Source organism: Sphingomonas xinjiangensis, from assembly GCF_014199255.1.
GTDB lineage: Bacteria > Pseudomonadota > Alphaproteobacteria > Sphingomonadales > Sphingomonadaceae > Sphingomonas > Sphingomonas xinjiangensis.
The window spans coordinates 21,926-41,009 of the sequence record NZ_JACIJF010000006.1 but is presented as its reverse complement, the minus strand read 5'-3'; the positions used below and the strand labels follow the sequence as shown (position 1 = coordinate 41,009).

Sequence of the window (19,084 nt, the reverse complement as noted above, 5' to 3'; positions counted from 1 at the left end):
ATGGCACCGGCTTCGTTGTAAGCATCGGAAGGAAAAGCGAAATGGATCAGATCTTCTACGTCCTGGCGATCATGGGTTGTGGCGACGACGCCGGCCTCTGCCAGCAGGCGCGGGTCGAGCCGGTGCGCTATACCTCGGTCGCGGCGTGCCAGGACGCGATGCCAGTCGCGCTTCATCGCAATGCCGATCTTTCCTTTCCGGTGATCAGTGCAACCTGTCGCCGCGACGGTCCGCAATGGGCCAAGATCGACCGTAACACCGCGCAAAAGGGCGGCTGACGCTCAGCGCGGCCGCGTCCATAGGTCATTGGGCCGCGGCACGGCACTGTAAAGCTGCTCCCGCCGGCGTGCTTGCCCGTACGCCCGCACGATCCATCCCAGCTTCTCCCGCGACGACGTCGTGACCCGGTGATCCCAGGCATGGTCGCCACGCGCCGCAACCTTGCGTGCGATGTCGCCATAGATCCCCGCCGCCGCCAGCACCGCCCAGGCGGAGCGGAACGACAAGGCAGGGGTGCCGCCCCGCGCACTCGCCTCGAACGCCTCTGCGCGGTGCGCTAGACGCTGGGCCAGTACTGTCAGGCGTGGGCGAAAGGGCGGCTTCATGTGCTGTCCGGGGGGAATTTCCATTTCGACCACCCATTCGACGGGGAGGTAACAGCGCCCGACTTGGTCATCCTCTTCGATGTCGCGGGCGATATTCGCGAGCTGAAACGCCATGCCAAGGTCGCACGCGCGGTCGAGCACCGCCTCATCGTCCGGCGCAACGCCCATCACCACTGCCATCATGCACCCGACCGCCCCGGCGACATGGTAGCAATAGCGGTACAGGTCGCCCTCTCTGCGCGGCCGCCAATCGTCGGCGTCGAGCGCAAAGCCATAGACCAGGTCCCAGACGAAGCGGTGCGGCATGCCAGTCTCTGCAACGACGATGCGGAGGGCATCGAATGCTGGGTCCCCGACCCAGTGCCCGTCCAGCGCCGCTTGGGTGCGCAGCCGGATCGTCTCCAGTCGTGCCTGGGGATCGCTGACCACCGCCATGCCATGGCCATGGTCCTGCCCGTCGGCCAGATCGTCGCATGCGCGGCACCAGGCATAAAGCAGCCATGCCCGCTCGCGAGTTGTGCGGTCGAACAGCCGGCTTGCGGCAGCGAAACTCTTGGAGCCGCGCGCGATCGATTCTCCCGCCGTGGCGACGATCGCGTCGCGGCCGGGTGTCACAGGTCGTCGCGCTTCATGTGGATGATGGGCGTCGTCGGCTCGAAGTCGCGCATCTTGTCCAACAGAGGGGCAAGATCGTCGCCGGCAAGCAGGATCCCCTGGTGCTGCGGCCGCAGGAAGCCGACGCTCCCCATCTTGGCAACGAATTCGAGCAACCCGTCATAGAAGCCGGCAACGTTGAGCAGCGCGACCGGCTTGGCATGATAGCCCAGCTGCGCCCAGCTCATCGCCTCCCACAGCTCGTCCATCGTGCCCGTGCCGCCCGGAATCGTCAGAAAGCCGTCGGACAGTTCGGTGAAGCGTGCCTTGCGCTCGTGCATCGTGTCGACGACGTGGAGCTCGCTCAGCCCGCGATGCGCCACCTCCGCGTTGACCAGCGCGGTGGGAATCACGCCGATCACTTCGCCCCCGGCTTCCAGCGCACTGTCCGCCACCGCGCCCATCAGCCCCAGCTTGCCACCGCCATAGACCACGCCGATTCCCTGTTCGGCCAGGCTGCGGCCCACGGTGCGCGCGGCTTCGATGTACACCGGGTCGCTTGGGGTGGCGGATCCGCAATAAACTGCAACGCGCTTCATCGGTTACCTTCCAGCATCAGTGCCGCAGTGGCTTTTGCGCTGCCGACCACGCCGGGGATGCCGGCACCTGGATGTGTACCGGCACCAACGAAATACAGGTTGGAGATCGCCTCGTCGCGGTTGTGGACGCGGAACCAGGCGCTCTGCGTCAAGATCGGCTCCAAGCTGAAGCCGGAGCCCAGATGCGAGCGCAGGTCAGCCGCGAAATCGGGGGGCATGTAGGAAAACTTGGTGACGATCCGCTCGCGCAAGCCCGGGATCAGCCTTCGCTCGATTTCGGAAAGGATGCGCTCCTCCAGCACCGGCCCGACTTCGTCCCAGTTCGCCGGGAACTTGCCCAGATGCGGCACCGGCGCCAGCGCGTAGAAGGTCGAGTGCCCCTCCGGCGCCATGCTCGGATCGGTCGCGGTCGGGTGGTGCAGGTACAGCGAGAAGTCCTCGCTCAGCACGCCATGCTTGAAGATGTCGTCGAGCAGCCCCTTGTAGCGCGGCCCGAACAGGATCGAATGGTGCGGCACGTCCGGACAGATGCCCCGCACGCCGAAATGCACCACGAACAGCGAGGGCGAAAAGCGCTTGCGCTCCAGCTTGTCGGCGGTGCGCTGGGCACTGCGCGAGTCCTTGAGCAGATGGCGATAGCTGTGCACCACTTCGGCGTTGCTCGCGACGGCATCGACCTCCAGCGCGTATCCGCTTTCGGTGCGCACCCCCGTCACCCGGTCGCCCAGCGTGTCGATCGCGGCGACCGGGTCGTTCAGCCGCACCACGCCCCCCAGCCGCTCGAAATGCCGGACCATGCCTGCCACCAGCTGGTTGGTACCGCCACGCGCGAACCATACCCCGCCGTCGCGCTCCAGCTTGTGGATCAGCGCATAGATCGCACTGGTCGCCATCGGATTCCCGCCCACCAGCAGCGTGTGGAACGACAGCGCCTCGCGCAGCTTCTCGTTCTTCACGAAGCTCGACACCATCGAATAGACCGAACGCCAGGCCTGTGCCTTCATCAATGCCGGCGCCGCCTTCACCATCGTGCTGAAGTCGAGAAACGCGACATGGCCAAGCTTCACATAGCCTTCGCGGTACACTTCCTCCGAATAGCGCAGGAACTTGCGGTATCCCGCGACATCATCGGGGTTGAGCCGGGCGATCTCCGCCCCCAGCTGCGCATCGTCGTTCGAATAGTCGAACTTCGTCCCGTCGGGCCAGGAAAGCTGGTAAAAGGGCGAGATCGGCAGCAGCTCAACGTCCTGCGCGATGTCATGTCCCGACAGGCGCCACAGTTCGGCCAGCGCATCGGGGGCCGTGATCACCGTCGGTCCGCCGTCAAAGGTGAAGCCGTCGCGCTCCCAGTAATAAGCTCGCCCGCCCGGCTTGTCGCGGGCTTCCAGCACGACCGTATCCACGCCCGCCGACTGCAGCCGGATGGCGAGCGCGAGCCCGCCGAACCCAGCGCCGATGATTGCAACCCGCTTCATGTTCTTCCTCGCAAGGCTTGGACTGCGCGGCCGATCGGCACCGGCGGTTTTCCGCTCAGCACCCGCACCCGGTCCCACGCGCTCGACTGGCCGGCATAGAAGCGGGCGATGAGCTCCGCGTCCAGTCGATAGAAACGTTCAAGCACCTTGTACCGCGCTTCGGGCTCGGCAGCCTTGAACAGCATCCGGCTGAGCATGCGGTAGAAACCGCGCGCGCGCCAGGTCCGCCGGGCATGGCCGTGGAGCAGCGTGTGCAGCGCCGCGCCTTCGATCGATCCTGCCTCGGCCACCAGCGCGGCGGTACGCACCGCGTCGGGCAGCGAATAGCTGGTGAGCGGGTGGAACAGCCCGGCGCGTACGCCCGCCTTCGCGACGCCTTCGCCGCCGCTGCGCCAATACGCGTCGAAGTTACCACCCATCACCACCGGCAGCGCGCCGGCTTCTTCGCGCAGCACCTGTTCGACGTGCCAATCCTGCCGCGCGGCGTGGAGGTCGATCCGCTCGCCCAGCGCCGCCGTGTCGATCTCGGGCGTGTCGCTGTAATAGGTATCCTCGACGAACAGCCGCGTGGGGGTGAAGGGCAGGGTGTAGACGAAGCGGTAGCCGTCGATCTGCGGCACGGTGGCGTCCATCACCATGGGCCGGGAGATGCCGTGCGGCTCGCTCAGCGCCAGCTCGCGGCCCAGGAACTTCTGCCAGCCCAGTTCCAGCGCCGACAGGTCGCCGGCACCGCGGCAATCGATCACGCCGCGCGCCTCGACCAGATCGCCGCCGGCCAGCTGCACGCTGGTGGGCGTCGCCGTCACCACCTTGCGGCCGAACAACAGCGCATCGCGCGGCAGTTCGCGGCGCAGCACCCGGTCGAAATGGCTCGACTCGATCGAGTAATAGCGTGCCTTCAGCGTCCGCACATGCTCGGGAAAAGCGACGTCGTAGCGTGCCCAGCCATGCCCGATCAGCGGCGCCACCAGCCAGCGGTGCGCAGGATCGATATCGGTGGCGAAGAACGACCAGAGATGGTTGCCCCCCAGCCGCGCCGATCCCTCGATCACCCGCACGTCCAGGTCGGGCCGCCGGCGTCGCAGCGCCAGGGCGATCAACCCACCCGCAAGGCCGCCGCCCACGATCGCGACGTCACAACTGATCCTTGCCGACATTGCCCGCGCCTAGCCCAAGGCGTTGAAGCGATCCAACAAAAACCCCGGCGCCGGACTCTGCGTGGCAACGGCTCGTCGCGCGCAAGCCTCAGAACGCGCCCGGCACCGCCCGCTGCGCCGCGCTCGGCCGCGCGCCCATCAGCGGCTCGGGCGTGCTCTGCTGCGCGCTTAGCGACCGCAGCCTTGCCGCGCCGGTGATCGGCGTGCAGCTGCGCCCGGCAAGGAAGTCCAGCGCGACGCGAGTCGATTCCTCGCCCGGGTCGCCCATCGGCCGCGTGAGATCGTCGGCGGCGCGGCAGGTCACGTCCATCTTGCTGGCCAGCCCGTCATAATAGGCGCCCTGATGGTCGCGGTTTTCGGTGGCGAAGGCGATCACCCGCATGCGATCGTCGCAGGCCGTCCTGTCGATCGCGACCTGGCCGACCGGCTTGCCATAGGTGTTGCCGCCGATCAGCGCTTCGTTGGTGCGCAGATAGGGCAGCATGCCGTTGATCACCAACTCGCTGGCCGAGGCGGTGCCGCCGGTGCCGATAAAGGCGACACGCATCGGCGCGACCGATTCGGGCTGCGGCGCGAAATAATCGACCTCGTTGTACGACGCCTTTTCCGGCCGGAAGCTGGTATAGCTGAACACGTCGCTCGTCGTGCGGTCGGCGCCCAGCAGATCGGCGAACAGTTCGGCGATCGAGACCAGCCCGCCGCCATTGTAGCGCAGGTCGACGATCAGATTGGTGATGCCCTGCGCCCGGAACTGCGCAAAGGCGCTGCGCAGCGCCGGATCGGCGGTGCCGATAAAGGTGCGCAGATTGACATAGCCGACGCGCTGCCCGCCATTGTCGAGGATCTTCACGCCATAACGGTTCGACACCGGGTCGAGCGTGAACTCGGTCTTGGCGACCGTGACGTCGCGGACGCCCGCGCCATCGCGAACCCGCAGCACGCGCGACGTACCGGTGGTGTCGGGCCCCAGCGCGTCGACCACCGCCTGCGGTCCGCCATTGGCGAGCAGCGTGGTCACCGGCTGCTGGTTGCCCGCCTGGGTGCCGACCGCCAGGATTTCGGTGCCGCGGTCTATCCCGGCGGCGAGCGCCGGCGCGCCCTCGAAACTTTCGGCGACGAACACGCGCCCGCCGGCCGTGTCATAGCCCAGGCGAAAGCCGAACCCGGCGCTGGAGCCGGTGCTGATATAGGCATTCTCTTCGGCGATCGACGTCACATAGGTGAAGTAGCGGTCCTTGTTCTGCCCCCGCGCGGTGGCGGTAAGCGCGTCGACATAGCTTTCCAGGCTGGCATAGCGTGACGGATCCAGGCTGGCGGGCAGCGTGTCGGGGAAGAGGTACCATTCCTTGAGCACCCCGAACGCCCAGTCCTGCCGCTCGCGCAGCGTGCAGCCCGCGGTTGGCGTCGGCGTGGTTCCGCCGCCAATGCCGCCGGTACCGCCCGAACCGCCGCTCCCGCCGCCGATCGCGACGTTGCCGCCGCTTCCCCCGCCGCCACAGCTGGCCAGCAATGCCAATGCCGAAATAAGCGCCCCGAAACGGCTATGCCTGACCACGCGTTCGTCCTTTGACTTCAAGACTTTGTCGGCGCGAAGCTGACGCGGATTGGGAAGCTTCGCAAGCGGAAAGCCGTTTTACCCAGTCGAGCCTTACGCCAGGTGTGAAGTTTAGAAGGTGAAGTTGAGAAAGTTGCGGTCCTCACGCACTGTTCCAGACTTCGTGGCGGGGGCGTTTTACCCGGCGTTGCCGGGAGCATCGAGCGGAAGCGGCGCCGGTTCGACATGCTTTGCGACGTGCGACATCCAACCAAAAGGTTGGTTGTTCGAAACTGCCCGGTTGCGTGCGGTCGACAGCATTGCGGTTCCCTTCCGTTGCCCAACGACGAAATAGAGCAAGCGAAATCCTACTTTGGAAGCATTGTTTGCGTGGGGGAGCACGTTTGCTTCAGAGCTGCGGGCGTGGCGGCGCATTGACGTTGGACAGAGTTCTGTCCACCTTTTCTGCCCTGCAGACCGTCAGCTATTCCGAAGCGCGTGAGAACCTGAAGAAGGTGATGGACAAGGCCGTGGCCGACCGTGCCCCGGTGCTGATCACGCGTCAGCGCGGCGAGAATGTGGTGATGATCTCCGCCGAGGAATGGGCGGGCACGGAAGAGACGCTGCACCTGATGTCGTCGCCCGCGAATGCGAAGCGGCTGATGGAGGGCATTGCACGGTTCGACGCGGGCGAAGGCGAGGAGCACGCGCTCATCCGTCCGTGAAGGTCTCCTTCGACCCTGAAGCCTGGGCCGACTATCTCGCTTGGCAGCACGAGGACGCCATGGTTCTCGAGCGGATCAACAACCTGATCGAGGAATGCCGCTGCAATCCTTTCGCGGCACCGGCAGGCCCGAACCGCTGCGCCAGAACCTGACCGGCTGGTGGTCGCGCCGGATCACCGGTGAGCATCGGCTGGTGTACCGGGTCCCGTGGGGCAGGCGAGGCACAGACAGTGGAGGTGCTAAGCTGCCGGTATTATTATTGAGAGGCCACGATCTACTGATGTTAGTTCAGGGTATGTCATCATAGTCATGGCTGCGCCGCTGACGACATACCGCTGGCTGCGGCGATCGCTGCAGCTTGCTCCATATGGTAGGTCGAAATCTGCGTCACGACTAACGAATCGATTAGAGTTGCCAACTCGGTAATGTCAGTGGTCATATCCGGTCGAGCGCGGGCTTCATGCATTCGCTGTAGAATGTTGCAGTGATGCTCCCTGTGAGACGTCCGAATTTGCTCAAGCACGGTCAATCTACCCGGCAGCCACTGGCCAATCTTCTGGCATAGCACGTAGTAGCATAGTGCCCGTGCCGTGCGACCGTTGCCGTCACAGAATGGATGCACGTGATTGACACCCCACAACGCATAGGCGGCGGCTTCGGGCGGTGTCCATCGAGCCCAGTTGGTGTGCAACACGTCGAGAAACGCCTCCATCTCTTCAGGTACTAGGCTCCAGTCGCTTGGATTGTGCGCTCCGACGGTGACGTTGTAATGCCGCCGGTGCCGGCCCGGCTGCATTGAGATGTATCGAGTCGCATAAGCATTCAGGGTAGAGATGAATTCGCTGTCGATCTCTAAGCCTGCGGTGTGCCGCGACACCACGTACGACATTTCGAGGAAGTCGAACTGCCGCGCTCGGTTTCGAGTCGAAATGAAATTGAAAAGAGCGTGTGCTTCATCGACAAAGAACGACATGGATGCCCCACAAACAAAAAGCCCGGCGAAATCGCCGGGCTTCCCTGGTTCCGTGAAGGCGGATGAAATCAGGCCACTTCGGCCAAGTCAAGGGCGCGAACGACCGCTTCTTTAGTCCCGTTGTCCTTCGACGAAGCATTGCCGTAAACGAAGCTGACGCGCTGAGCGTCGCGCTCCTCAGCGTTCATGTGATGGCCCTTGATAGATTCAAGGGCCCTCTGCAGTTCTTCCGACATAGGCGGCTCCTCGTAACTGTGATCCACTAACGGTCGGCGATGATGCGTCGTTCCCCTTGACAAACCGTAAAGGCCGTAGGTGCGCGATCCTGTCGCCATTCGCGAGCGGTGTCACGCATCTACATATGGACAATCCAACTTCGCAACAGTGCGGCGCGGAGAAATCGCAAAAATATTTTGTCAACCCTTGACATGCGACTATTACGAGATCGACCCGTTTGAGGTGCGATACACAATCACTAGGACAATGACGCCCTCAACCCACAACTAATTGAGTGAGAGGCCAGTCAATCTGCCAACGGAGCGCGCTCGCTAATCGGCGCGCGTTCAATCATGCTCCCGCCCGCCAGCGCCCATGTAGAGTTCGCTGCCGGTTTCCTTGAACACCTTGCTCATCGCGGCCATGCCGGCTTCGGCTTCGACCGGATCGGCGGGCGGGACCGCTATCGGGGTTGCTGCCAGGAAGGCGTTGGCGGGCTGGTTCTGCTTGGCGGCGAAGTCGCGGACTTCCTGCGTGATCTTCATCGAGCAGAATTTGGGGCCGCACATCGAGCAGAAATGCGCGGTCTTGGCGCCTTCGGCGGGCAGGGTCTGGTCGTGATACTGCTCGGCGGTGTCGGGATCGAGCGACAGGTTGAACTGGTCGCGCCAGCGGAAGTCGAAGCGGGCACGGCTCAGCGCGTCGTCGCGGACCTGGGCGGCGGGGTGGCCCTTGGCCAGGTCGGCGGCGTGGGCGGCCAGCTTGTAGGTCACCACGCCCACCTTCACGTCGTCGCGGTCGGGGAGGCCGAGATGCTCCTTGGGCGTGACGTAGCAGAGCATCGCCGTGCCGTACCAACCGATCATCGCCGCGCCGATGCCGCTGGTGATGTGGTCATAGCCCGGTGCGATATCGGTGGTCAGTGGCCCAAGCGTGTAGAACGGCGCCTCGCCGCACGCCTCGAGCTGCTTTTCCATGTTCTGCTTGATCTTGTGCATCGGCACATGGCCGGGACCCTCGATCATCACCTGGACGTCTTCCTTCCAGGCGCGGTGGGTGAGTTCGCCCAGCGTGTAGAGTTCGGCGAACTGGGCTTCGTCGTTAGCGTCGGCGATCGAGCCGGGGCGCAGGCCGTCGCCGAGCGAATAGGCGATGTCATACGCCTTCATGATCTCGGTGATCTCGTCGAAGCGCCCGTAGAGGAAGCTCTCCTTGTGGTGCGCCAGGCACCATTTCGCCATGATCGATCCGCCGCGCGAGACGATGCCGGTGACGCGCTTGGCGGTCATCGGGATATAGGGCAGGCGGACGCCGGCATGGATCGTGAAATAGTCGACGCCCTGTTCGGCCTGTTCGATCAGCGTGTCGCGGAAGACCTCCCAGGTCAGGTCCTCGGCAATGCCGCCGACCTTTTCGAGCGCCTGATAGATCGGCACGGTGCCGATCGGCACGGGGCTGTTGCGCAAAATCCACTCGCGCGTGTCGTGGATGTTGCGGCCGGTCGACAGGTCCATCACCGTGTCCGCCCCCCAGCGGATCGACCAGACCATCTTGTCGACTTCGGACGCGACATTGGAGGCGACGGCGGAGTTGCCGATATTGGCGTTGATCTTGACCAGGAAGTTGCGGCCGATCGCCATCGGCTCGGATTCAGGGTGGTTGATGTTGTTGGGGATGATCGCCCGGCCCCGCGCCACTTCGTCGCGGACGAATTCGGGCGTGACATAGTCGGGGATTTCGGCGCCGAAGCTCTCGCCGTCGCGGACGTATTCGGCCAGGCGCTCGCGACCCAGATTCTCGCGGGTGGCGACATATTCCATCTCGGGCGTGATGATGCCGCGCCGCGCATAGTGCATCTGGCTGACATTCGCGCCGGGCTTGGCGCGCAGCGGGCGCTCCACGACATTGGGGAATTGGGGAACGCCGCCGGAGCGGTCGGGGCCGAGCTGGCCATTGTCCTCGGGCCGGATCTCGCGCGCGTCATACGCCTCGACATCCCCGCGGGCCATGATCCAGTCGCGGCGCAGCTGGGGCAGGCCGCCCATGATGTCGATGCGGGCTTGTGGATCGGTGTAGGGGCCGGAGGTGTCGTAAACGCGGACCGGGGCCTCGCCCGAGCCGGGCTCGAGCTGGATCTCACGCATCGCCACGCCAAGTGGGCCGACATGGATTTTGCGGGAGCCGCGGATCGGGCCGGTAGTGACGCCGATTTCGGTTTTTGCGGGGATGTCGGCCATGCGCGTGCTCTCCAATGTCGCATGGAGAGGGCGGATTTCGTTCTACCGCCTCCCTCCCTACGCCGGTGTCAACCGGATCAGGTTCAGCGGGTCGAAGGCTGCAGCCTTCCTCTCAACCGCGCATGAGCGGTCCCCCGGGGATGGGCGAGTCTTAGCAGGTTGAGCGGGGCGCGTAACCCCCGCCCTTGCTGATGTGGATCAGAAGCTGAAGGCGAGGCCGACCACCCCCATCCACTGGTTGCTGTCGCCCGCGTCGCGCACGATCGGCGAATCGGCGGCATCGCCGGTCAGCTTGCGGTAGGTGGCGCCGCCGACGAGCTGGAGCCCGTGGGTGAGATCGCCGGTCAGCGAGATCGCGGTGCCCAAGCCTAGCGTCCAGCTCTTCCAGCCGCCATCGGGATCGTACGCGGCGAGGCCGCTTGCCAGCGACTGGCCGGGCGTGACGCCGAAATAGGTGTCCATCTGGCCGTTCTCGGCACGCTCGGCCGAGGCGAACAGGGTGACCAGCGCCTTGCGGCTGAGCGGGGTCATGTAGCTGACCGAAGGGGTGAGGATGCCCGCGTCGGACACGCCGCTCACATCGGTGCGGTAGCTCAGGCTGACGGACAGGCGGTCATAATCGCTGGTGATCACCCCGGTCTTGCCGACGCCGACATAGCCACCCAGCTCGATCGAGGTATCGAGTTCGCCCAGCGCCTTGACGCGCGGATCGTCGATGCTGTCGATGCTGGAGCGGTTGAAATTGACGACGCCGATCGGCCCGGCCTGGAAGTCGAGCCCGGTGCCACCGCCGTCGGGGATCAGGTCGACGCTCAGCCGGTTGCCGAGCAGCTGGAAGTTGAAGCCGGAGACGCGGCCGATCGCCGCGGGGACGGGCGACCAGCGATAATCGTCCGACCCTTCATAATCGGGAAGGATGCCGGCGCCTGCGCCCACAATGGCGAAGTCGCCCCCGGTGTCGGCGGGCGGCGGAGTCTGCTGCTCCTGCGCCAGCGCGGGCGTGGCGGCGAGGACGAGCAGCGGCAGCGCCAGCGTGCGGACGAACATTATATCTTCACTCCACGGAATGTTGCACCCGCGAAACGCTACCTGGGTGCGCCGGTTCCTAGAGCAAGTAACGAATGCGGATCTGTTGTATTTCGGCACCAGTGGTGACCGGGAACTGTGCGCTGGAAAACGCTGGCGGACCGAAGCGGATCGCGGGATTGCGCGAAAAGCCAAAGCCTTCCCTGGGGATGCCCAGCATCGTGTCGAGCTTGGCGTTGCCATTGGCGTCGTGGATCACCGCCACGGCATAGTCGCCGGTGGGCAACGCCACAAAGCGCGTGGAGCCGGCGGTGGCGGGCACGTTGCGCTTGATCGCCTGGGGATCGTCGCGGCAGCTGGGGAACGAAGCGGGCCGCCGTGTCACGCAGACGCGAAGCATCCCCTTGTTCGAGCGCAGCCCGACAAAGTCGACATCAAGCTGCCCGACCGGCGTCACGCCCGGCAGCAGCACCAGGCACGCGGCGGCCATGGCTGCGCGCGAAATCGCCCAGCCCTTTGTCGGTGCCGCACAGCCGGTCCCAGAAGCGGAAATAAAGCCCAAAATTACACCCATATTGCTCATGGTGACGTTGATGGTGGCTGGCGGTGATCAGCCATGCCCCCAACGGCCCCCGGGTCATGAAGCGCGGAAACATCTCCCACCCCATGTGGTTCGTTACGCCCATTATAGTCATGATCGCCAGCACCGTGCCGAGCGCGGCGATGTGAATCGGGATCAGGAACACCAAAGCCGGGATGACCAGTGCGCCGGTCAGCGCCTCGATGGGGTGAAAGCTCATCGCCGCCCACGCGGTCGGCGGGCGGCTGGCATGGTGCACTGCATGGGCGATGCGGAACCATTTGGGCACGTGCATCCAGCGGTGCGTCCAATAGAACCAGGTATCGTGCGCGAACAGGTACAGCAGCACCGACACCGGCAGGTACCACAGCGGATAGGCGGCGGCCTCGGTATAGATCCGCGTCCAGCCCAGATTCTGCCAGCCCCAGGCGACCACCCCCGCCGGCACGCCATAGATCGCCGCCGACGCCAGGCTCCAGCGTACTTCCTTGCCCATCTGCCGGTCGAGCCCGGCATAAAGGCCCGGGTGCTTCACGCGCGTCGCCAGGGCGAAGGCGCCGCTGGTCAGCAGATAGCGGACCCCGACGATCGCCGTCATGGCAAGCGCGGACAGGAGGATGGCAAGCGCGATGGTCACGCCCGTGCCTTAGCCGAAAAGCGGCCGGGGATCACTCGCGCAAACACGGTCGGCCTCAACCTTCGGAGCGAAGGGTGATGCGAGTCAGTTCGGAAGGACGGCCCAGCCGCAGGGCGAAGCCGGGCCACAGCGCGGTGCCGTTGTTGACGTACAGCGTCATGCGGCCGATTTGATACCGCCCCGATACGAAGCCGCTATTCGCGGGCGCGACGAGGCGGTCGAGCCCGACGATCATCCCGCCATGCGTGTGGCCGGAGAGCTGGACCGCGACACCCGCCGCCGCGGCCTTGCGTGCCTGGCGCGGCTGATGGTCGAGCAACAGGATCGGTGCGTCCGCCGGTGCGCCTTTCAGAGCGGCGACGAGATCGGGACCCGCTTCACCGACGCTCGGCGCGGACAGGTCGGTGACGCCGGCCACGACCAGCCGGCCACCATTCCGCACAAGCACCGCATGCGCGTTGGGCAGCATCCGCATGCCCAGGCTGGAGAGATGCTGCATCCAGTCGCGATAACTGAAGAAATATTCGTGATTGCCGGGGATGGCATACACGCCGTCGGCTGCGCGCAAGCCGCGTAGCGGCTCGATGTCGGCGCGGCGCATCGCGACCGATCCGTCGATGAAATCCCCGGTCACGACGATCAGGTCGGCACCCGCGGCATTGGTGCGCTCGACCACGCTGCGTGTCCATGCCGCTGGAAACAGCTTGCTGATGTGCAGATCGGTAAGCTGCACGAGCCGGTAGCCATCGAATTCACGCGGCAGGCCGCGCACGGTGATCTCGACATCCTTGAGCGGCGGCACCCGCACGGCGTTCCAGACGCCAAAGCCGGCCAATATGGCGGCAAGCGCGCCGATGGCGTAGCGGATCCGCGCATCGGGCCCCGCCGCCGTGCGCCGCGCCCACGCGCTCGCCAGCCAGCCTAAGTCCAGCAGCAGCTGGAACATCGCCAGCAGCACGATCGCGCCAAACGCCCAGTTGAACAACAGGACCAGCGGGCGCGGGAATTCGGGCGCGAACACCGAGCCCGAGGAGAGCCGGCTCCAAAGATGAAATTGTGAGCCGACGAGCAGGAGAAGCGTGACCGCGACCTTCAGCTCCGTCGAAAGGGTGAGCGGCCAGACCCAGCGTGCGATCACATAAAGGCACGGTATGGCGAAGAAGAGATGGAAAATCGCGCGGGCTCCTTGATGGCGCCGTCGGCCAACGGTGCGGCGCATCATATGATGGCGTGGAGGCTGCGTTTCTACTGGAGCTGCACATTCAGCACCGCTGCCGCAGGTGCCGGCATGGTCATCCTTGTCGGATGATCGCGTCAGGGGCGACCGGGCGTCCCATGCCGCTGTCGAATCGGCCCGCGATATCCCGCACCTCCAAGCCGCATATTTGCGGGTTGAGCCAGCGCCCGATCGCCCGCACTGAGCGGGCTGCTTTGGGAGGAACCATCACATGCGGCCGGGACGGCTAGAGGCATTCACCGACGGCGTCGTCGCCATCATCATCACGATCATGGTGCTGGAATTGAAGGTGCCCCATGGCGGCGACCTGATCGACCTGCGCGGCAGCGTGCCGCTGCTGCTCGCCTATCTGTTCGCCTTCATCAATGTCGGGCTGTATTGGAACAACCACCACCACCTGCTCCACATCACCGAGCGCGTGGATGGGCGGGTGCTGTGGGCAAATCTCTTCCTGCTCTTCTGGCTCAGCCTGGTGCCCTTCGTAATCCGCTGGCTGGACGAAAGCGCCTTTTCGCCGGGCGCGACGGCCTGTTACGGGATCGTGCTCGGCATGTCGGCGATCGGTTATACGCTGACGGAGCGCGCGATCATCGCCTGCAACGGCCGGGATTCGCGCGTCGCCCGCGCGATCGGCCGGGATTGGAAGGGGTGGGGCAGCATCGCGCTCTATCTCGCGGCGATACCGCTGGCATATGTCAGCCGCTGGGCGGCGATCGCCTTGTATTTCGCAGTGATCGCGCTGTGGCTGGTGCCCGACCGCCGCTTCGCGCGCGCTGCGGAGCGCTAGATCGCGGAAATGGCTTGATGCCTTTCCAGCATCTGGGAAGCACGCTTTGTCGCGATCTGGATATCGCTGGAAAGCTTCTTCACCTCGGAAGCGACGACTGCGAAGCCGCGCCCGGCTTCACCGGCGCGCGCCGCTTCGATCGTGGCGTTCAAGGCCAGCATGTTGGTTTGCTTCGCGATCGAGGAGATCGCCATGACGACGCTTCCCAGCTCGTCCATGGTTTTCCGCAGCTCCACGCCATTCTCGCGAATTTCACGCTCGAGCATCACCTGCTTGGTGATGTCGGTGGCGACCTTCAGAACGCGCCGCACCGTGCCGTTCTGATCAAAGAGCGGGTTGTAGCTTGCTTGTAGCCAAAGCTCGCCGCCGTCGGCGCGGCGTCGTGAAAACTCGCCTTGGCTGAACTCGCCTGATCGCAATTGGCGCCAAAAGCCCTGATACTCAGCCGAGGCGGCATAGTCTTTGGTGCAGAGGATCTCGTGATGGGCGCCTTGCAAGTCTCGCAGCCGGTAGCCGACCAGCTGCAGAAAGCGCTCGTTCGCCCAGGTGATGATGCCGGACGGCTCGAACTCGATAACGGCTTGGGAGCGGCAGACCGCATTCCATGCGGAGCGGCAAAACTCGTCTGAGGGAAGATCCAGGGCGCTGTCGGACGGCGTAAGCATCCGTGTTCGAATACCAACAGGCAACTTCAGAATGGTTAAAGGCGCGTATGCCAAGCACGCGTTTGTGGGCGTGGGCGTGGGCGTGCTCCAGACCATTCTCCCGCCGCGCGCTGCACATGAGCGCGCTTCATGTGAACGGAGCGCCACGAGGGGATGGCGCGCCCAAGCGACGGCCCCCCCCGGAAGCTGCCGATGATTTGCGTCTGCTTTGGGAGCAGGTGAGCAGCGATCATCCTAGTACAAACAGAGAAGGAGCGCCCGTTTTGCGGACGCTCCCCTTATCCGCGCTGCCGACGTGCGACAGCGCTCTGATCGTTTCCGGCCTTAGATGCCGTTCGACAGATTGGTGTCTGCGTCGTTGGTGCGCAGGTCTTCAGCCTTGTTCTCGCCGATCGCGCGTGCTGCGTCGGCGCTATTCTCAAGGGCGGTTTCGTTAGCCGTCGTGTTGGCGTTATCGGCGGCCGCTTCGAAATTGTCGGCCACTGCTTCTGCGTTGGCTTCGACGTTGTCCGCAGCCTGCTCGCGCGCGCTGTTGTTGCAAGCGGAGAGCGCCAGCGCGCTGATTACGGCGGCAACAGCGAATGTCTTCTTCACGGTGCATGACCCCTTTATGATGTTGATAGCAGCAGCGTCAGTACGGTCAGGGGTGGTCATAATCAACCTGTTCCAGCGACGTGACTGAGCCAGTGCGTCTCTGGGCGATGAGGTAGTTCCGATCGCGGGGTGCGGACTCCTGCACGATGCGGGGCGACGCGATGCATCATTCACACCTTCCGGCAGAGTCCGCATGCGCTGCGCGGGAACGGGGTTATGGAGCCGGTGGCATGACCGTAGAGGTGGCTTCGTGGAGTGATATGAGGCGGGTTTTGAGAGCGCAGGCGCTTGTGGCATCGCTCATCGCTCGCACGCGATGTACATAGCGCAAAACACGCCACGCTGTCAGCCGATGGAGATCCCGATCCGATGCCGTATCTGCCCCTTGCCCTGATTGTCCTTACCGCGCCGGTTCCTGCCCAGAGCGGCGCAACGATTCCCGCCAAATTCCGTGGCGAATGGGCCCGTACGCTCGCGGATTGCCGCGCCCGGGGCGGCGAGAACAGCGCCGGCTTCACAGTGGCCGCCGACATGGTCGTCTATTATGAAGATAGCGACGTGATGCAGCAGGTCCGCCTGACCGATCCCAACACGCTGACCTACAAGAGCAAGTTCGTTTCCGCCGATGGCGAGGAGCCCTCCGAAGGAACGCTGCGCCTGTCCGCGGACGGCAAGCGCATGCTCGGCAGCACCCGGGAGGAAGACCTGATCCGCTGCCCTGGCTGAGCGCGCAGCAGGCGGCTGCCGGAGCGTTGAAACTCCTCTCCGGCACGGAGACGGGGACCATGCACAGCATGGTGGAGGAGACTTGGTCCAAGCGTTATCGCCCGTGTTAAGCCCCCTCCATCACGCATCAGCGTGCGCGGTTCCCCCTCCCCCTGCCCAGGGGAGGAGTCCCTTCACTCCGCCGCGATCGCGCTGCTCGCCACGGTCTCCGCCGCCGACACCGTCGCCGTCTTCACCGCCGGCTGCTTCGCCGCGAACTGCTTGCGATAGGTTGCCAGCGCCTGCCCGACCACCTGGTCCATATTGTAGTACCGGTAGGTCGCCAGCCGCCCGACAAAGGTAACGTCGGTCTGCGCCATCGCCAGCGCCTCGTAACGCTTGAACAGCGCCTGGTTCTCCGCGCGCGGGATCGGGTAATAAGGGTCACCCTCCGCCGCTGGATATTCATAGGTGATGCTGGTCTTGGGCGACGTCTGCCCCGTCAGGTACTTATACTCGGTGATGCGGGTATAGGGCACCTTCTCGTTGGGGTAGTTCACCACCGCGACGTCCTGGAACCATTCCTGGTCGATGGTCTGGTGCTCGAACTTGAGCGAGCGATACGGCAGCTTGCCATAGCGGAAGCCGAAATACTCATCGATCGGCCCGGTGAAGACCAGGTGATCGTGCGTGTAGGCCTCGCGCACCTCGGTGTAATCGACGCCGAGCAACAGGTCGATATTGGGATGGTCGAGCATCCGCTCGAACATGTGCGTATAGCCTTCCAGCGGCATCGCCTGGAAGCTGTCGTTGAAATAGCGGTCGTCGGTGTTGGTGCGGGTCGGCACACGCGCGGTCACTGCTTTGTCCAGCTCCGACGGATCCATGCCCCATTGCTTGCGGGTATAGCCGCGGAAGAACTTCTCATAGAGTTCCTGGCCCACCGCCGATACGACAACGTCGGCCGAGGTCTTGATCTCCGCCACCGGTTCCGCGCGCGAGGCGAGGTACGCCGCAGCTTCCTCGTCGGTCTTGAGGTCGAGATCGTACAGCTTGTTCAGCGTGGTGCGGTTGATCGGGATCGGCACCAGTTGCCCGTCCACCTGCGCCAGCACGCGGTGCTCATAGGGGCGCCACTCGGTGAACTGCGACAGATAGTCGACGATTTCCTGGGAATTGGTGTGGAAGATGTGCGGGCCATATTGGTGCATCAGCACGCCCGCGGCATCCAGGTGGTCGAATGCGTTGCCCGCGATATGCGGGCGCCGGTCGACCACCAGCACCTTCAGGTTGGATTGCGACGCCAGCCGCTCGGCCATCACCGATCCGGCGAAGCCCGCGCCGACGACCATTACGTCGTAATGCTTGGCATGCTCGGCCGGATACCGCGTCGGCGACACGATGGGCTGAACATGCTCGGCCTTGATCAGCGTGCCGTTGATCAGGTCCCACATGCCCTGCGCGGTGTTGTCCCACGAAATCTGCGCCAGCGCGGTGTCGACCTGGTCGCGCCACGCGCCGTCGCTGCGCGACAATGCCAGCGCCGCGTCGCACGCCGTGATGAATTCCTCCGTCGTGCCGGCGATCTTCACGGCTTCGATTTCGCCATAATGGCGGATCACGTCGGTGATCGGCGTCGACACCACGGTCTTGCCGGCAGCGAGGTATTCGGGCGTCTTGGTCGGGCTGATGAAGCGCGTCGCTTCGTTGATCGCGAACGGCATCAGCGCCACGTCCCAGCCGCGCAGATAGTCGGGCAGTTCGGCATAGCTCTTGCCGCCGGGATAATGGAGGTTCGCCCGCTGCGGCAGGTCCGCAGGCGTGATCTTCACCACCGGACCGACCACCACGATCGAATAGTCCGGCCGCGCATCGGCCAGCGCCGCGAGCAGGTTCAGATCCATTCGCTCGTCGATCACGCCGTAGAATCCGAAGCGCGGCCGCGGCAGCGCGCTCTGGTCGGCCGGATCGACGCCCTCGGCGCGCGCCTTGGCGAAATGCGCCACTTCGACGCTGGAAGGGAAGGGGTGGACGCTTGGATGCCGGTCGCGCTTGGCCTCGTACAGGCTGTAGCCGCCGGTGAAGACCAGGTCGGCCTGTTGCAGCAGCCGCTGCTCGAGCGGAAGCAGCTCGGGCGGCGCGCCCTTGAAGTTGGCCAGCTCGTCCATGCAGTCATAGACGACGCAATCGGCCGCCAGCTGCTCGGAAAAGGGCAGCATCATCGGGGTATAATACCACCGCACCAGCGGGCCTTCCTCGCCGGCCATGAAGCCGTCGAGCAGGTCCTTGAGTGTCTCGGCCTCGTTCGTGCGGTCGAAGCCGACCGGAAATTCGGGGATCGCGACCACCACGCCGCTGTCCGCGCACACGCGCGTCGCCAGCCGCGGCTGGGTCGCGCCCGCGACGTCGGTACGCGGCTCTTCCCAGAACACCACCCGGTTATCGCGCGCGAAGCGCGTCATCAGGTGCTGCGGCCGCTGGAACACGAAATCCCAGCGCAGGTGACTGAAGCAGATCAGCGTCGTGCCGGACGTGCCGGGCCCCTTCGTAGCGCTGAGCGAAGGAGCGGCAGACAGGCTCGATTGCTGCATGGAGGAGAACCTTGCTGTTGAATGAACAACAAGAACGGGGGGTTCGGAGGAAAGTTCCGGCTGCGAAAGACTCAACCCTTTGAGTTGATGTGTGTTTACTTAACCGGAACTTCTTCTCGCCTCCCGGCACGCAAGTGCAACGATTCG

19 protein-coding genes, 1 pseudogene and 1 riboswitch are annotated in these 19,084 nt (G+C 64.6%); of the genes and pseudogenes, 5 read left to right on the top strand and 15 right to left on the bottom strand.

Features of this window, described 5'->3' with window-relative positions; all coding sequences use genetic code 11:
* Positions 1-41 precede the first annotated feature (41 nt).
* A complete protein-coding gene (locus FHT02_RS11350) occupies positions 42-278 on the top strand; it encodes a hypothetical protein (RefSeq protein ID WP_184087602.1) in 237 nt (78 codons plus the stop codon).
* A 3-nt stretch (positions 279-281) separates the two neighbouring features.
* On the opposite strand, the gene FHT02_RS11345 is transcribed toward FHT02_RS11350, so the two are convergent.
* The 5 genes from FHT02_RS11345 to FHT02_RS11325 form a co-directional block, all read right to left on the bottom strand.
* Complete coding sequence (locus FHT02_RS11345; protein WP_184087600.1) at positions 282-1,220, bottom strand: squalene/phytoene synthase family protein; 939 nt, start codon at positions 1,218-1,220, stop codon at positions 282-284.
* Positions 1,217-1,798, bottom strand: a complete 582-nt coding sequence (locus tag FHT02_RS11340; protein WP_184087598.1) for an LOG family protein — start codon at positions 1,796-1,798, stop codon at positions 1,217-1,219. Before FHT02_RS11340 ends, FHT02_RS11345 begins: the two co-directional genes overlap by 4 nt.
* Entirely contained in the window at positions 1,795-3,273 is a 1,479-nt protein-coding gene (locus FHT02_RS11335) for a phytoene desaturase (protein ID WP_184087596.1), read from the bottom strand. The genes FHT02_RS11340 and FHT02_RS11335 overlap by 4 nt, the downstream gene beginning before the upstream one ends.
* The gene (gene crtY, locus FHT02_RS11330; protein ID WP_184087595.1) at positions 3,270-4,430 is read right to left on the bottom strand and encodes a lycopene beta-cyclase CrtY; all 1,161 of its coding nucleotides are present in this window, start codon (positions 4,428-4,430) and stop codon (positions 3,270-3,272) included. The genes FHT02_RS11335 and crtY overlap by 4 nt, the downstream gene beginning before the upstream one ends.
* Before the next feature lie 88 nt (positions 4,431-4,518).
* On the bottom strand, positions 4,519-6,006 hold the full coding sequence (locus FHT02_RS11325) for a S41 family peptidase (RefSeq protein ID WP_246352362.1): 1,488 nt from the start codon (positions 6,004-6,006) through the stop codon (positions 4,519-4,521).
* Between the two features lie 398 nt (positions 6,007-6,404).
* On the opposite strand from FHT02_RS11325, the gene FHT02_RS11320 reads away from it, so the two are divergent.
* Positions 6,405-6,689: a type II toxin-antitoxin system Phd/YefM family antitoxin gene (locus FHT02_RS11320; protein ID WP_246352361.1), complete on the top strand. Its 285-nt coding sequence runs from the start codon at positions 6,405-6,407 to the stop codon at positions 6,687-6,689.
* A 59-nt stretch (positions 6,690-6,748) separates the two neighbouring features.
* A pseudogene (locus tag FHT02_RS21585) lies at positions 6,749-6,996 on the top strand (Txe/YoeB family addiction module toxin).
* On the opposite strand, the gene FHT02_RS11310 reads toward FHT02_RS21585, so the two are convergent.
* The 7 genes from FHT02_RS11310 to FHT02_RS11280 form a co-directional block, all read right to left on the bottom strand.
* On the bottom strand, positions 6,997-7,662 hold the full coding sequence (locus tag FHT02_RS11310) for a Fic family protein (RefSeq protein ID WP_184087593.1): 666 nt from the start codon (positions 7,660-7,662) through the stop codon (positions 6,997-6,999).
* Positions 7,663-7,730: 68 nt separating this feature from the next.
* The gene (locus tag FHT02_RS11305; RefSeq protein WP_184087591.1) at positions 7,731-7,898 is read right to left on the bottom strand and encodes a hypothetical protein; all 168 of its coding nucleotides are present in this window, start codon (positions 7,896-7,898) and stop codon (positions 7,731-7,733) included.
* Between the two features lie 327 nt (positions 7,899-8,225).
* Complete coding sequence (gene thiC, locus FHT02_RS11300) at positions 8,226-10,115, bottom strand: phosphomethylpyrimidine synthase ThiC (RefSeq protein ID WP_184087589.1); 1,890 nt, start codon at positions 10,113-10,115, stop codon at positions 8,226-8,228.
* A 37-nt stretch (positions 10,116-10,152) separates the two neighbouring features.
* Positions 10,153-10,262, bottom strand: a riboswitch (TPP riboswitch).
* 51 nt (positions 10,263-10,313) lie between these two features.
* Positions 10,314-11,162 (bottom strand): MipA/OmpV family protein, encoded by an 849-nt coding sequence (locus tag FHT02_RS11295; RefSeq protein ID WP_184087587.1) that lies wholly within the window; start codon positions 11,160-11,162, stop codon positions 10,314-10,316.
* A gap of 58 nt (positions 11,163-11,220) precedes the next feature.
* A complete protein-coding gene (locus tag FHT02_RS11290) occupies positions 11,221-11,631 on the bottom strand; it encodes a DUF2141 domain-containing protein (RefSeq protein WP_184087585.1) in 411 nt (136 codons plus the stop codon).
* A complete protein-coding gene (locus FHT02_RS11285; protein ID WP_184087960.1) occupies positions 11,576-12,352 on the bottom strand; it encodes a sterol desaturase family protein in 777 nt (258 codons plus the stop codon). Before FHT02_RS11285 ends, FHT02_RS11290 begins: the two co-directional genes overlap by 56 nt.
* Before the next feature lie 61 nt (positions 12,353-12,413).
* The gene (locus FHT02_RS11280) at positions 12,414-13,496 is read right to left on the bottom strand and encodes a metallophosphoesterase (protein WP_343056922.1); all 1,083 of its coding nucleotides are present in this window, start codon (positions 13,494-13,496) and stop codon (positions 12,414-12,416) included.
* Positions 13,497-13,806: 310 nt separating this feature from the next.
* Between FHT02_RS11280 and FHT02_RS11275 the strand changes: the two genes are divergently transcribed.
* Complete coding sequence (locus FHT02_RS11275) at positions 13,807-14,382, top strand: TMEM175 family protein (protein ID WP_184087583.1); 576 nt, start codon at positions 13,807-13,809, stop codon at positions 14,380-14,382.
* On the opposite strand, the gene FHT02_RS21915 is transcribed toward FHT02_RS11275, so the two are convergent.
* The gene (locus tag FHT02_RS21915) at positions 14,379-15,101 is read right to left on the bottom strand and encodes a methyl-accepting chemotaxis protein (RefSeq protein WP_343056921.1); all 723 of its coding nucleotides are present in this window, start codon (positions 15,099-15,101) and stop codon (positions 14,379-14,381) included. The genes FHT02_RS11275 and FHT02_RS21915 overlap by 4 nt on opposite strands.
* Before the next feature lie 270 nt (positions 15,102-15,371).
* Complete coding sequence (locus FHT02_RS11265) at positions 15,372-15,641, bottom strand: hypothetical protein (RefSeq protein ID WP_184087579.1); 270 nt, start codon at positions 15,639-15,641, stop codon at positions 15,372-15,374.
* Between the two features lie 369 nt (positions 15,642-16,010).
* Between FHT02_RS11265 and FHT02_RS11260 the strand changes: the two genes are divergently transcribed.
* A complete protein-coding gene (locus FHT02_RS11260; protein WP_184087577.1) occupies positions 16,011-16,367 on the top strand; it encodes a hypothetical protein in 357 nt (118 codons plus the stop codon).
* Positions 16,368-16,540: 173 nt separating this feature from the next.
* Here the strand turns inward: FHT02_RS11260 and glf are convergent, their stop codons facing one another.
* Positions 16,541-18,937 (bottom strand): UDP-galactopyranose mutase, encoded by a 2,397-nt coding sequence (glf, locus tag FHT02_RS11255; RefSeq protein ID WP_246352359.1) that lies wholly within the window; start codon positions 18,935-18,937, stop codon positions 16,541-16,543.
* Positions 18,938-19,084: the final 147 nt, after the last annotated feature.

Bases quoted from the DNA above. Each gene is read 5' to 3' on its own strand.
- FHT02_RS11290 (WP_184087585.1), bottom strand. From the start codon at position 11,631: ATGGCCGCCGCGTGCCTGGTGCTGCTGCCGGGCGTGACGCCGGTCGGG.
- FHT02_RS11335 (WP_184087596.1), bottom strand. From the start codon at position 3,273: ATGAAGCGGGTTGCAATCATCGGCGCTGGGTTCGGCGGGCTCGCGCTC.
- glf (WP_246352359.1), bottom strand. From the start codon at position 18,937: ATGCAGCAATCGAGCCTGTCTGCCGCTCCTTCGCTCAGCGCTACGAAG.
- crtY (WP_184087595.1), bottom strand. From the start codon at position 4,430: ATGTCGGCAAGGATCAGTTGTGACGTCGCGATCGTGGGCGGCGGCCTT.
- thiC (WP_184087589.1), bottom strand. From the start codon at position 10,115: ATGGCCGACATCCCCGCAAAAACCGAAATCGGCGTCACTACCGGCCCG.
- FHT02_RS11305 (WP_184087591.1), bottom strand. From the start codon at position 7,898: ATGTCGGAAGAACTGCAGAGGGCCCTTGAATCTATCAAGGGCCATCAC.
- FHT02_RS11260 (WP_184087577.1), top strand. From the start codon at position 16,011: ATGCCGTATCTGCCCCTTGCCCTGATTGTCCTTACCGCGCCGGTTCCT.
- FHT02_RS11310 (WP_184087593.1), bottom strand. From the start codon at position 7,662: ATGTCGTTCTTTGTCGATGAAGCACACGCTCTTTTCAATTTCATTTCG.
- FHT02_RS11350 (WP_184087602.1), top strand. From the start codon at position 42: ATGGATCAGATCTTCTACGTCCTGGCGATCATGGGTTGTGGCGACGAC.
- FHT02_RS11275 (WP_184087583.1), top strand. From the start codon at position 13,807: ATGCGGCCGGGACGGCTAGAGGCATTCACCGACGGCGTCGTCGCCATC.
- FHT02_RS11295 (WP_184087587.1), bottom strand. From the start codon at position 11,162: ATGTTCGTCCGCACGCTGGCGCTGCCGCTGCTCGTCCTCGCCGCCACG.
- FHT02_RS11340 (WP_184087598.1), bottom strand. From the start codon at position 1,798: ATGAAGCGCGTTGCAGTTTATTGCGGATCCGCCACCCCAAGCGACCCG.